The sequence below is a fragment of the Streptomyces sp. NPDC003035 genome (genome assembly GCF_042888285.1).
In the GTDB taxonomy this organism is placed as follows: domain Bacteria; phylum Actinomycetota; class Actinomycetes; order Streptomycetales; family Streptomycetaceae; genus Streptomyces.
This window is the reverse complement of record NZ_JBIAPJ010000001.1, coordinates 47425-59195: the sequence shown is the minus strand read 5'-3', so window position 1 is coordinate 59195 and position 11771 is coordinate 47425. Positions and strand designations below refer to the sequence as shown.

Sequence of the window (11771 nt, the reverse complement as noted above, 5' to 3'; positions counted from 1 at the left end):
CTCCCCCGGGCGGCGCGCTCGCCCGCCACTCGAAGGGGTCACCCTGGCGATGGCGTCACCCGCACGCATGTGGCGCCTCGATGCCACCGGCGCCCTGACGCCACCGGCGCCCTGACGCCACCGCGGCCCCGACGTCACTCGTCGTGCGAGGCGGGGTGCCGGGCGCGGCTCACGTCGTACACCCCTGGCACGTCCCGCATGGCGCGCATCAGGGCGGGCAGCCCGGCGGCGTCCGGGAGTTGCAGGGTGTACGTGTGCCGGACTCGCTGCTCGCTGGGCGGCTCGACCGTCGCCGAGACGACCGCGACGCCCGCGGTGGCGATTGCCTCGGTGAGGTCGGCGAGGAGGCGGGGGCGGCCGAAGGACTCGGCGACGAGCGTGACGCGGCACTCGGCGGTGTCGCCCCAGTGGACCGTGACGGGTGTGCGCCCGAGCCGTCTCATCGTGTCGACGGCGGCGCATCCGGTGCGGTGGACGGTGACCGATCCGCCGCGCACCTGGAAGCCGGTGATCTCGTCGGGGGGTACGGGGGTGCAGCAGCCGGCCGGCCGCACGGCGGCGGACGGGGCGTCCGGCAGGTCGGCATGGAGCTTGGCGCCCGACCGCCGGTCGGCGGTGAAGGAGAGCGGCGGCCGGGGGTCGGCCGCCGGTGTTCTCGCGGCTTCCGGGTGCGCCTGGAGCCATGCGGTGATCGCGATGCGCGCGGCGGGGGTGCGGGCGTGGTCCAGCCACGCGGGGGACGGCCCCGACGCGGTGTCCGCGGCGAGCAGCAGCTGCACCGTGTCACCGTCGTTCAGCACCGTACTGAGCGTCGCCAGTCGGCCGTTGACGCGGGCGCCGAGGCAGCCGTGGGCGGCGTCCCCGTGCTGCGCGTAGGCGGCGTCGACGCAGCTCGCTCCGGCGGGCAGGCCGAGAGTTCCGCCGTCGGCGCGGAAGACGGTGATCTCCTGGTCCTCCGCGAGGTCCGCGCGGAGCGAGGTCCAGAAGGTGTCGGGGTCGGGGGTGGCCTGCTGCCAGTCGAGGAGCCGGGAGAGCCAGCCGGGGCGGGTGGGGTCGGCGCGCTCCCCGTCCTCGACCGGTTCGGTGCCGTCGCCGCCCGTCGGAGGGGTGTACGGGTTGCCGAGCGCGACGACGCCGGCCTCGGCGACCTTGTGCATCTGGTGCGTACGGATGAGGACTTCGGCGACGGCCCCGTCCGGGGCGGCGACGGCGGTGTGCAGCGACTGGTACAGGTTGAACTTGGGTGCGGCGATGAAGTCCTTGAACTCGGAGATCACCGGGGTGAAACACGTGTGGAGTTCGCCGAGGACGGCGTAACAGTCGGCGTCCTCGCTCACGAGGACGAGGAGCCGTCCGAAGTCGCTGCCCCGCAGGTCGCCGCGCTTGAGGCGGACACGGTGGACGGAGACGAAGTGCCGGGGCCGGACCAGGACTTCGGCGGCGATACCGGCGTCGCGCAGCACGGCCGTGACGCTGTCGGCGATGACGGCGAGCGCGTCGCCCGCGCCGGTGTTCTCGGCGATGAGCGCGCGGGTGTCCTCGTACTCCTCGGGGTGGAGGATCGCGAAGACGAGATCCTCCAGTTCGGTCTTGAGTGCCTGGACGCCGAGCCGTTCGGCGAGCGGGATGAGGACGTCCCGGGTGACCTTGGCGATCCGGACCTGTTTCTCGGGCCGCATCACGCCGAGGGTGCGCATGTTGTGGAGCCGGTCGGCGAGTTTGATCGACATGACCCGGACGTCGTTGCCGGTGGCGACGAGCATCTTGCGGAAGGTCTCGGGTTCGGCGGCGGCGCCGTAGTCGACCTTCTCCAACTTGGTCACGCCGTCGACGAGATAGGCGACCTCGTCACCGAACTGCTCGCGCACCTGGTCAAGCGTCACCTCCGTGTCCTCGACGGTGTCGTGGAGGAGCGAGGCGGTCAAGGTCGTGGTCTCGGCACCGAGTTCGGCGAGGATGAGGGTGACCGCGAGCGGGTGGGTGATGTACGGCTCGCCGCTCTTGCGGAACTGTCCGCGGTGCGAGAACTCGGCGAGGACGTACGCCCGGCGCAGCACGGCGAGGTCGGCGTCGGGGTGGTGGGCGCGGTGTGCCTCGGCGACATGCCCGATGGCGTCGGGCAACCGGTCCCTGGTGGCGGGACCGAGGAGAGCGGCACGGCCCAGCCGACGGAGGTCGATCCTCGGACGGGCGCGCCTGCGGCTGGGAGCGTCGGGGCCGTCGGCCTCCGCTGCGCTCACAGGATTGGTGGCCTCTGCACTCATGGGCACCTCCGGCGGCGTCGACCGGCGGGGGCGGGCAAGGCATGCCCGCCGGGCCGGTGCTTGATGCTACCGACCCCACCACGGAGCGCAGTGCCGCTCTCGCCCAGCGTGAACCGGATCACCCATTCGAGCGAACGATCAGTCGTTGACTGTTTCGGTTTCTCCGTCGGCGAGCCAGGAGGGCTCGATCGTGCCCTCGGCGACGATCACGGCCGGGCCGGTCATCTCGATCTCGCCGTCGGGGTGCTCGGTGATGATCAGCGTGCCGCCGAGGACGTCGACGGTGTACGTGACGGGGGTGCCGATCACCGCGGGATCGGCGCCGTCCCGGCGCGCGGTGGCCACGGCGACGGCACACGCGCCCGTGCCGCAGGAGCGAGTCTCCGCGGCACCTCGCTCGTGTACACGCATGGCGACGTGGCGGGGGCCGCGGTCGGCGACGAACTCGATGTTGACGCCGTCGGGGTACACCTCGGCGGGGCTGTACGGCGGCTCGGTGAAGAGGTTCCCCGCGTGGTCGAGGCTCTCGACGAAGGCGACGGCGTGCGGGTTGCCCATGTTCACGTTGCGGGCGGGCCAGCTCCGGCCCTCCACGGTGACGGTGACGCCGTCCTCGGGGAGCACTGCGCGGCCCATGGAGACGGTGACGGAGCCGTCCTTGTCGAGGTGGACCCGCTTGACCCCGCCGCGGGTGGCGACGGCGACCTCACCGGCGGTGACGTGTCCGGCGTGCTGGAGGTAGCGGGCGAAGACGCGGACTCCGTTGCCGCACATCTCGGCGACCGAGCCGTCCGCGTTGCGGTAGTCCATGAACCACTCCGCCTCGTCGGCCATGTCCCGGGCCTCGGGGTGGGCGGCGCTGCGGACCACGTGCAGCAGACCGTCGCCGCCGATTCCGGCCCGCCGGTCGCACAGGCGTGCGACGGCCGCGGGGGAGAGGGCGACGGCGTTGTCGGCGTCGGGGACGATCACGAAGTCGTTCTCGGTCCCGTGGCCCTTGAGGAATGCGAGCGGCGAGATCTGCGTGGTGGTCACGGGATCAACTGTACGGGTCGGGTCGGACAGGGCCCTCGACGGCCCACGGCGCGGGTGGCGTGCCGGGCGCGTCCGGAGCGCCATGAGCGGCCGGGGTCAGCGGAGGCGGGCCACGCGCCAGACGGCCAGGACGACGAGGAGCGCGCTGAAGAACACGTACAGGGCGATCACGCGCCAGTTCGGCCGCTCACCGGAGCCGCGGGCCGGGAGGCCCGGCCAGGTGTGACCCACCTTGCGGGCGGCCATCATGCCCCAGCCGGCCGCGCAGGAGCTGATCAGCAGGCCCAGCATGGCGACGACGGCGCCGCCCTCGCCGGAACCGAAGGCGAGGGGGAAGGCGAACATCAGCGAGCCGACGGCGGCGAGTCCCACGATGGGCGCGAGCTGCCAGATCCGCAGCCGGCGCTGCGGCCGCAGCTCGACCTCGACCTCGTCGGCGTCGATCTCGACGGACGTGCCTTCGGCGTCGTCCGGACCGTCCGGGCTCAATCCGGGCGTCTCAGCCGCGGCTTCGCCGCGGACCGCGTCCTGCTGTTCTCTGTTGCGAGGGCCGGCCTCCATCGCCACGCGCCCTCCCACTCGGACTCCACTGCGTCGATCGATGCTCGATGATGGCACGCCAAGGACCGCTGGAATGACGGGCGTGGCGTCCCGATGCCATCACGTGATCAGGCTGTAACCGCTCGTTCGACCAACGCCAGCGCCTCACCAGGGAGTTCCCCGCGGTGTTCCGCCGCTCCGCTGAGCCAGTGAACCCGCGGGTCGCGCCGGAACCACGAGTCCTGGCGGCGCGCGAAGCGCTTGGTGGCGCGTACAGTCTCGGCGCGCGCCTCGTCCTCGGTGCACTCCCCCGCGAGCGCCGCGAGTACCTGCTGATAGCCGAGCGCGCGGGCGGCCGTGCGCCCCTCCCGCAACCCCTGCGCCTCCAGCGTGCGCACCTCCGCCACGAGCCCGGCCTCCCACATCCGGTCCACGCGCGCGGTGATCCGTTCGTCGAGCTCGGGGCGCTCCACGTCCACGCCGATCTGCACGGTGTCGTAGACGGAGTCCGGCCCGGGCAGGTTGGCCGTGAAGGGCTTGCCGGTGATCTCGATGACTTCGAGGGCCCGGACGATGCGGCGGCCGTTGCTCGGCAGGATCGCGCGCGCGGCCTCGGGGTCGGCCGCGGCGAGGCGGAGGTGCAGCGCGCCGGAGCCCCGCTCCTCCAGCTCCGCCTCCAGGCGAGCCCGTACGGCCGGGTCGGTGCCCGGGAACTCGAGGGCGTCGATGGCGCCGCGTACGTACAGGCCGGAGCCGCCGACCAGGACGGGCGTCCGGCCCGCGGCGAGCAGCCGGTCGATCTCGGCGCGCGCGAGGCGCTGGTACTCGGCGACGCTGGCGGCCTCCGTCACGTCCCAGATGTCGAGGAGGTGGTGGGGGATGCCGCCGCGCTCCTCGAGCGTCAGCTTGGCGGTACCGATATCCATCCCTCGGTAGAGCTGCATCGAGTCGGCGTTGACGACCTCGCCGCCGAGCTGCTGGGCCAGGAATACACCCAGATCGGACTTTCCGGCCGCTGTGGGACCGACGACGGCGATGACCCGCGGGGCGGGAGCTGCACTTCTCACCGCCCCAGTCTCGCAAACCTCCTGGCGGGTCCCCGAACGAGCGACGTGACGGGCCGCAACCGGGTTCGTTGCCAGTTGCGAGGTTCCGACCGCCGGTTTCCGTATCGGCTGCGCCGGGTGGCGCAATGGGGCGCCCCGGGCGCCGCGGGACTTCTCCCACACGAGTACGCTATGGAGTGGTAATGGGCGTTTTTGCAATTTTTCGCCGCAAGGGTAAGGAAGCTGCCGAGGCGTCGACGGAGGAGGCCCAGGCCGTCGCTCTGACGGAGTCGGCGGAGGAGACCGAGGCCGCTTCTCGCCAGGCCGGGGACTCCGAGCCCGAAGGCGCGGAAGGTGCCGCCGGGGTCGGCGGGAGCGCGGAGACGCCCGAGGGTGTCGAGGTGGTCGAGTCCGCGGTCGAGGCGGTCGAGGCGGTCGAGATCCCGAAGCAGCAGTCGGCCGAGGCGGCCGCGGACAACGAGGCCGGTGAAGGCGCCCGGAAGTAGCTCCTGGCGACAGAGCACGGCAATACGGACTCACCGGAGGGATGGTGACCCATGGGTCTCCTGGATTCACTGAAGGCCAAGCTCGCCCCTGCCAAGGAGAAGGTCTCGGATCTCGCGCAGCAGCACGAGCAGAAGATCGACCACGGCCTGGAGAAGGCCGCGAGGCTGGTCGACGAGAAGACCAAGGGCAAGTACAGCGCCAAGATCGAGTCCGGCACCGGCAAGGCCAAGGACGCGCTTGACCGGATCGCCCACAAGGACGACGGCCCCAAGGGCGAAGGCCCGACGCCGCCGCCGCCGGCCGGCTGACGCCCGGCGTCACCCGACAGCCCCTCCGCACGGCGGACGGCCGCAGAGCGCTCTGCTCCGCGGCCGTCCGCCGTTCGCGTTCGCCGTTAGTCGTTCGCTGTTCGTCGTTCGCGTTCCGGGAAGCGCGCTACGACCATGCGGCCACGAAGTAGCCGACGCCGTACGGCGCGTCCTCGTACAGCAGCCTGCCCTCGAGGCCCGCGCCCTCGGCGGCGCCCGCGAGGACCTGCCAGGGGGCCCGGCCGGCCGCCTTCAGCTCGGACGCGAGGTTCGGGTCCAGCGCGAGGAGGGCGTCCAGGTCGGCGGCGCCCAGCGCACGGGCTGCCTCCGCGTCGAAGGCGGCGGCGCGCTCGTCCAGGTAGCCCGGGGCCTTGAGCGTCCGGCATGCGCTGCCGTCGCCCATCACAAGGAGCGCGACACGATCCGCCGCGGCGGCCAGTTCCCGTCCGGTGGAGACACACCTCGCGGTGTCCAGCGACTCTCCGACGCCGAGCCCCACGACCGGCGCGCCGGCCCAGTCGGTGCGCTCGAGGAGCCAGGCTGCGACGGCGAGGGAGGCGGGCAGCGGCCGCTCTCCGGCCGGCCCGTCGCCGAGCCGTACGGACAGGTCGACGCCGAAGCCGGCGAAGCCGCCCATCGAACCGGCGGCGAACTGTCCGCCCGCGGTCTCGTCCGCCGGACCGACGACGTAGAGCCGGTCGGGCCGGGAGGCGGCGAGCAGCGCGAGGGCGTCGGAACAGGCCGTGCGGGCTCGGTCGAGCTCACCGGCGGCCCCGGCCGCCACCTCGGGCACGAGCAGGGGAGGACAGGGACACACAGCTGCGGCGACAAGCATGATCCGCAGCCTACTGCGACACCCTCCGCTCCCGGCCATGGAGCACGGAAGGGCACCGGCGTGGCCCGGTGGACAGCCGCCGCTCCGCCGAGGCTTGCCGGGGGCCGAGCGCTACTGCAAGGGCCCGAGGGCCACCGCAAGGCCGCGGCCACCGAAGACGCCCGCGGCTGCCGCGATGCCGGGCGCCACCACTGGAGTCCCGGGGCTACAGCGACGTTCGGGGGCTATCGCAGATGTCCGGCGGCCGCCGCAGGTCTCCCGGGCTGCCGCCGGACCGGGCGCTACCGCGGGCGGCCCCGGGCTGCCGCCGGACCGGGCGCTATCGCAGGTGACCGGGGGCTACTCGGGGCCCGGCGGCTCGCGGCGTCCCGGGGTCACGGCAGGTGTCGGCGGCTACCGCAGGTGGCCCGGGGCTCCGCGGGGCCGGGCGCTACCGCAGGTGACCGGGGGCTACTCGGGGCCCGGCGGCTCGCGGCGTCCCGGGGCCACGGCAGGTGTCGGCGGCTACCGCAGGCGGCCCCAGGCTGCCGCCGGACCGGGCGCCACTGCTGGGTCCCGGGCGCTCCCGCTGGTGTCAGTGGCTTCCGCAGGCCGGCGCCGAGGCTGCGGGCAGCGGCTCCGGCACGCCGATCTTCGGCAGGCCGAGGAGGACGCCCGCCGGCTTGGTGGCGGGCGCGGCGGTGCGCTTCTCCCAGGCGTCGCCGGCGCGGGTACGGCGTACCGACGTCGTCGGTCCCTCGGCGAGCAGGTGGTGCGGGGCGGCGTAGGTGATCTCGACAGTCACCACATCGCCGGGGCGGACCTCCTCCTCCGGCTTGGTGAAGTGGACCAGCCGGTTGTCGGGGGCGCGGCCGGAGAGGCGGTGCGTGGTGCCGTCCTTGCGGCCCTCGCCCTCGGCGACCATGACCTCCAGCGTCCTGCCCACCTGCTTCTTGTTCTCCTCCCAGGAGATCTCCTCCTGGAGGGCGACGAGACGCTCGTACCGCGCCTGCACGACCTCCTTGGGGATCTGCCCATCCATCTCGGCCGCGGGGGTCCCGGGCCGCTTGGAGTACTGGAAGGTGAAGGCGTTGGCGAAGCGTGCCTCACGGACCGTGTGCATCGTCTGCTCGAAGTCCTCCTCGGTCTCGCCGGGGAAGCCCACGATGATGTCGGTGGAGATGGCGGCGTGCGGGATGGCCGCGCGCACCTTCTCGATGATGCCGAGGAAGCGCTCCTGGCGGTACGAGCGGCGCATCGCCCTCAGGACGGTGTCCGAGCCGGACTGCAGCGGCATGTGGAGCTGCGGCATCACGTTCGGCGTCTCGGCCATCGCCGCGATGACGTCGTCGGTGAAGTCGCGAGGGTGCGGCGAGGTGAAGCGGACCCGCTCCAGGCCCTCGATCTCGCCGCAGGCGCGCAGCAGCTTCGAGAAGGCCTCGCGGTCGCCCAGGTCGGAGCCGTACGCGTTGACGTTCTGGCCGAGCAGGGTGATCTCCGAGACGCCCTCGGCGACCAGCGCCTCCACCTCGGCGAGGATGTCACCGGGGCGGCGGTCCTCCTCCTTGCCGCGCAGCGCCGGCACGATGCAGAAGGTGCAGGTGTTGTTGCAGCCGACGGAGATCGAGACCCAGGCGGCGTAGGCGGACTCGCGGCGGGTCGGCAGCGTGGAGGGGAAGGCCTCCAGCGACTCGGCGATCTCGATCTGGGCCTCTTCCTGGACGCGGGCGCGCTCCAGGAGGACCGGCAGCTTGCCGATGTTGTGCGTGCCGAAGACGACGTCGACCCAGGGGGCCTTCTTGACGATGGTCTCGCGGTCCTTCTGGGCGAGACAGCCGCCGACGGCGATCTGCATGCCCGGGCGCGTGGTCTTCCTGGGGGCGAGCCGGCCGAGGTTGCCGTACAGCTTGTTGTCGGCGTTCTCGCGGACCGCGCAGGTGTTGAAGACGACGACGTCGGCGTCACCGTCGGAGCCCTCAGGGGCCCGGACGTACCCGGCGTCCTCCAGCAGACCGGAGAGCCGCTCGGAGTCGTGGACGTTCATCTGGCACCCGTAGGTGCGCACTTCGTAGGTTCGCTGGACGTCCACTGTCTGGCTCCGGTCGCTGCTGGTCATGGAACAAGGGTATGCGGTGCCAGGCATTGCCCTGTCCGGAGCCGCCGCGTCCCGTCAGCCCGCAGTCGTGGCGGTGGTTTCGACGATGGCGGCGAGCTGGGCGCCGAGCGTTCCCGCGTCGGGGCGGAGTGAGCCGCTGAAGGCGGCGGAGCCGATGGTGAAGGCGTCGGCTCCGGCGTCCGCGAGGGCTTGTATCTGGTCGGCGGTGGTGATGCTGCCGGCGATCACCAGCCTGCCCGTGGTGGCGGCCCGGGCGGCCCGGACCAGGGCGAGCGGATCGGCGTCCGTGGCCCGATAGGCGAGGAGGTCCACGCCCGCGCAGCCCGCCGCCTCGGCCCGCCGGCAGTCCTCGGCGATGCGCGTCGGATCACCGGCCAGACGTGTGGGATGGCCGAGCGGCTCGCCCGCGAAGGGCAGGTACTCGATGCCGGTGCCGGTGAGGAGAGCCAGTGTCTCGTCGATCCAGGTACCGCCCATGAGCCGGTCGACTCCCAGGTCGATCGCGGACCGCACCGAGGCGAGGGCCTGCTCGCGGGTGGTGCTGACGACCTCGAGGTAGCTGGTGGCGCCCATGTCCTTGATCGCCCGGTGGAGGCGGGCGAGCGTGGCGGGCCGGACGCCGACGTCCTTGAAGCCGATGTGGCTGATGTCGCCGATGCCGAGGTTCCGGACGGCGTCGAGGACGTCGAGGCAGTCGGTGACGGTCCGGTCGTCACGGGTGAGCATGAAGATGAAGTCCACGGCGGGGTTCCTCGGGGGTCGGTTCGGGGCGAACGCGGGCGGGCTGTGCGGGAGGGGTGCCGGTCATACGTCGGTCGGCGCGGGACGGAGGCCGGCGGCGACGGCGGTGCCGGCCGGGCTCCCTGCCGGGGCGGCGCCGGATCCGTCGCCCGCGAGGTCGTCGGCCTGGTGCAGAGCGGTGAGCAGGCTGGTGTGGTCGGCGGTGCCCTGGCCAGCGAGGTCGAAGGCCGTGCCGTGGTCGACGCTGGTCCGGACGAAGGGCAGACCGATGGTGATGTTGACGCCGTGTTCCAGGCCCAGGTACTTGACGGGTATGAGCCCCTGGTCGTGGTACTGCGCCACGACGGCGTCGAACTCCCCTGCGCGGGCGCGCATGAAGACGGTGTCGGCGGGCCAGGGGCCGCTGGCGTCGATGCCTTCCCGCTGGGCGGCTCGGACGGCCGGTTCGATGATGTCGAGGTCCTCGCGTCCGAAGAGCCCGTTCTCCCCCGCGTGGGGGTTGAGGGCGGCGACGGCGATGCGGGGGCGGAGGCCCGTTCGACCGCCGGCCCGGAGCGTACGGTGTGTCAGCCGGATGATCTCCAGCTCGCGAGTGGTGGTGAGCGCGTCGAGTGCCGTACGCAGTGACTGGTGGACGGTGACCAGGACGATCCGTAGCTCGTCATTGGCCATCATCATGGCGTAGTCGCTCGTGCCCGAGAGCTCGGCGAGGATTTCGGTGTGCCCCGGGTAGGGCAGGCCCGCCAGTCTGAGGGCCTCCTTGTTGATCGGTGCGGTGGTGAGGGCCCGGATCTCGCCGCTGAGGGCGAGCTCGACGCCACGGCGTACGTAGTGGAAGGACGCCGCTCCGGCGCGGGCGTCCACCACGCCCAGCGGGAGGTCCTCGGGCAGCGTGCCCTCGGTCAGGACGTCCATGACGCCGGCGCTGTGTGCCGCCTCCGCGACGGAGTCGACCGGCCGGACGGTCAGCTCGGTGCCCGTGATGCGGCAGGCCCTGGCGAGGACGTCCGGGTCGCCGATGACGACGATCGGAGGGCGGCGGCGCGGGTCGGCGTACGCCTTGACGGTGATCTCGGGCCCGATGCCGCTCGGGTCGCCCATGGTGACGGCGATGGGGGGCGTGGCGGCTGAAGAGGTAGTGATCGGCGGCTTCATGCGGCAGACCCTCCGTCCATGAGGAGGCGGCACAGCCGGTCGAGGGTTCCTTCGTCGCCGAAGCCGCCTGCTTTGATCAGAACGGGCACGCGGGACGGTCCGAGCAGGATGCCGCGAGCGACCCCGGGCTCGGGCTCGTCGATCAGGTCGATGCCTTCGGAGCGGAGAGCCTCGAGGACAGCCACGGCGGTCTCTCCGCCGGTGAGGACGAGTCCATCGACCGGTCCGCCCGTCACCAGCGCGCGCACCGCGTGGGCCAGATCGGCCGTGAGTGAGTCAGAGGCGGCCGTGCGGCGGCCGTCGGGGGTGTGGACGACGAGCACGGGCGCGGAGGCACTCCGCAGGGCGTGGACGGCCGCGGCGGCGTCGCCGTCTACGGCGGCCGCGGCCACGTCCACCCTCTCCCGTAGTCGGTTCAGCTGGCGCCGGGTGGCCGGGTTCGCGCTACCGGCGACCACCAACGGGCGTCGCGCTCCCGGAAGTCCGGGGAGCGCGGCCGCCGGCGTGCGGGAGTGGAGGCGCGCCAGCGCCGCGGCGAGCCCTGGGGAGCCGACCCAGAGCACATCGCCCGTTTGAGGCACCGAGAGGACGAGATGGTCGAGATCGGCGTCCGTGGCCGCCGAGCACACGAAGGTGCCTCCCCGCTCGATCAGTTCGGGCAGCTTTCCGAACCGGTCCGGTTCCAGGTGATCCGCCTCCGGCAGCAGCCGCGCGAGGTCCGAGCAGCGCACGGGGTGGGCCGGGTCCCGGGCGAACGCCGTCTCGTGCACCGGTACGCCGTGTACGTACTGCACACCCTGGACCGTGGTCCGGCCCTCGGCCGGGAACGCGGGCGCGACGACGACGGCCGGTCGGCCCGAGGCGGCGTGGGCGGCGCGGACCTCGGCCGCCACGTGGCCCCGGAGCGTCGAGTCGACCGTCTTGACCAGCAGGTCCGCCGCCGCGAACGCGCCGGCGGCCCGCGCGGTCGTGATCACGGCCGTGGGCTCGTCCAGCAGTCGGCTGCCGAGGTCCACGGCGACGACACCCGCGAGCGCGGGCGCGGCCGTGCCGAACGCCGCCCCGGAGTCGGGCGAGAGCAGCACCTTCGCCCGGTGTCCGGCTCGGCGAAAGGGTGCCGCGCCGTCGCCCGCGCTGGTGAGGTCGTCCGCGAGGACCGCGATGCTCGCGACGGGATCGGCCTGGGGCCCCACGTTCATGCTGCGTCCTCCTCGGATCGCCGACCGGTGACGACATCAACACTGG

11 protein-coding genes are annotated in these 11771 nt (G+C 72.8%); 2 read left to right on the top strand and 9 right to left on the bottom strand.

The genetic code is table 11. From position 1 onward, the window contains the following. Positions 1-134: 134 nt before the first annotated feature. The 4 genes from ACFYV5_RS00270 to miaA all read right to left on the bottom strand — a co-directional run bounded on the left by ACFYV5_RS00270 (position 135) and on the right by miaA (position 4906). A complete protein-coding gene (locus ACFYV5_RS00270; protein ID WP_389162499.1) occupies positions 135-2264 on the bottom strand; it encodes a RelA/SpoT family protein in 2130 nt (709 codons plus the stop codon). A 138-nt stretch (positions 2265-2402) separates the two neighbouring features. After that, positions 2403-3299 (bottom strand): diaminopimelate epimerase, encoded by an 897-nt coding sequence (gene dapF, locus ACFYV5_RS00265; RefSeq protein WP_389162496.1) that lies wholly within the window; start codon positions 3297-3299, stop codon positions 2403-2405. A gap of 96 nt (positions 3300-3395) precedes the next feature. After that, entirely contained in the window at positions 3396-3860 is a 465-nt protein-coding gene (locus tag ACFYV5_RS00260) for a hypothetical protein (protein WP_355107192.1), read from the bottom strand. Positions 3861-3967: 107 nt separating this feature from the next. Beyond that, positions 3968-4906: a tRNA (adenosine(37)-N6)-dimethylallyltransferase MiaA gene (gene miaA / locus ACFYV5_RS00255; RefSeq protein ID WP_355106090.1), complete on the bottom strand. Its 939-nt coding sequence runs from the start codon at positions 4904-4906 to the stop codon at positions 3968-3970. Between the two features lie 182 nt (positions 4907-5088). Here miaA and ACFYV5_RS00250 point away from each other — a divergent pair, with 182 nt between their 5' ends. Together ACFYV5_RS00250 and ACFYV5_RS00245 are read left to right on the top strand one after the other, a co-directional pair. Further along, positions 5089-5391 carry a hypothetical protein gene (locus ACFYV5_RS00250; RefSeq protein ID WP_389162492.1) on the top strand — a complete coding sequence of 101 codons (303 nt, stop codon included), beginning with the start codon at positions 5089-5091 and terminating at the stop codon, positions 5389-5391. A gap of 51 nt (positions 5392-5442) precedes the next feature. Next, positions 5443-5700 (top strand): antitoxin, encoded by a 258-nt coding sequence (locus ACFYV5_RS00245; RefSeq protein ID WP_355106086.1) that lies wholly within the window; start codon positions 5443-5445, stop codon positions 5698-5700. A 127-nt stretch (positions 5701-5827) separates the two neighbouring features. Here the strand turns inward: ACFYV5_RS00245 and ACFYV5_RS00240 are convergent, their stop codons facing one another. From ACFYV5_RS00240 to ACFYV5_RS00220, 5 genes are all read right to left on the bottom strand, one after another. Beyond that, positions 5828-6535: a class III extradiol dioxygenase subunit B-like domain-containing protein gene (locus ACFYV5_RS00240; RefSeq protein WP_389162489.1), complete on the bottom strand. Its 708-nt coding sequence runs from the start codon at positions 6533-6535 to the stop codon at positions 5828-5830. A 574-nt stretch (positions 6536-7109) separates the two neighbouring features. Next, positions 7110-8630, bottom strand: coding sequence for a tRNA (N6-isopentenyl adenosine(37)-C2)-methylthiotransferase MiaB (gene miaB, locus ACFYV5_RS00235; protein WP_355106082.1), 1521 nt, complete (start codon positions 8628-8630; stop codon positions 7110-7112). Positions 8631-8684: 54 nt separating this feature from the next. Next, complete coding sequence (locus ACFYV5_RS00230) at positions 8685-9371, bottom strand: HisA/HisF-related TIM barrel protein (protein WP_389162485.1); 687 nt, start codon at positions 9369-9371, stop codon at positions 8685-8687. 63 nt (positions 9372-9434) lie between these two features. Then, complete coding sequence (pdxA, locus tag ACFYV5_RS00225; RefSeq protein ID WP_389162482.1) at positions 9435-10526, bottom strand: 4-hydroxythreonine-4-phosphate dehydrogenase PdxA; 1092 nt, start codon at positions 10524-10526, stop codon at positions 9435-9437. Beyond that, positions 10523-11725: a four-carbon acid sugar kinase family protein gene (locus ACFYV5_RS00220; RefSeq protein ID WP_389162479.1), complete on the bottom strand. Its 1203-nt coding sequence runs from the start codon at positions 11723-11725 to the stop codon at positions 10523-10525. Before ACFYV5_RS00220 ends, pdxA begins: the two co-directional genes overlap by 4 nt. Positions 11726-11771 lie beyond the last annotated feature (46 nt).

What these genes read in the sequence shown, in the direction of transcription:
- ACFYV5_RS00270 (WP_389162499.1), bottom strand. Translation starts at nt 2,264, where the DNA reads ATGAGTGCAGAGGCCACCAATCCTGTGAGCGCAGCGGAGGCCGACGGC.
- ACFYV5_RS00260 (WP_355107192.1), bottom strand. Translation starts at nt 3,860, where the DNA reads ATGGAGGCCGGCCCTCGCAACAGAGAACAGCAGGACGCGGTCCGCGGC.
- ACFYV5_RS00250 (WP_389162492.1), top strand. Translation starts at nt 5,089, where the DNA reads ATGGGCGTTTTTGCAATTTTTCGCCGCAAGGGTAAGGAAGCTGCCGAG.
- ACFYV5_RS00245 (WP_355106086.1), top strand. Translation starts at nt 5,443, where the DNA reads ATGGGTCTCCTGGATTCACTGAAGGCCAAGCTCGCCCCTGCCAAGGAG.
- ACFYV5_RS00240 (WP_389162489.1), bottom strand. Translation starts at nt 6,535, where the DNA reads ATGCTTGTCGCCGCAGCTGTGTGTCCCTGTCCTCCCCTGCTCGTGCCC.
- miaB (WP_355106082.1), bottom strand. Translation starts at nt 8,630, where the DNA reads ATGACCAGCAGCGACCGGAGCCAGACAGTGGACGTCCAGCGAACCTAC.
- pdxA (WP_389162482.1), bottom strand. Translation starts at nt 10,526, where the DNA reads ATGAAGCCGCCGATCACTACCTCTTCAGCCGCCACGCCCCCCATCGCC.
- ACFYV5_RS00220 (WP_389162479.1), bottom strand. Translation starts at nt 11,725, where the DNA reads ATGAACGTGGGGCCCCAGGCCGATCCCGTCGCGAGCATCGCGGTCCTC.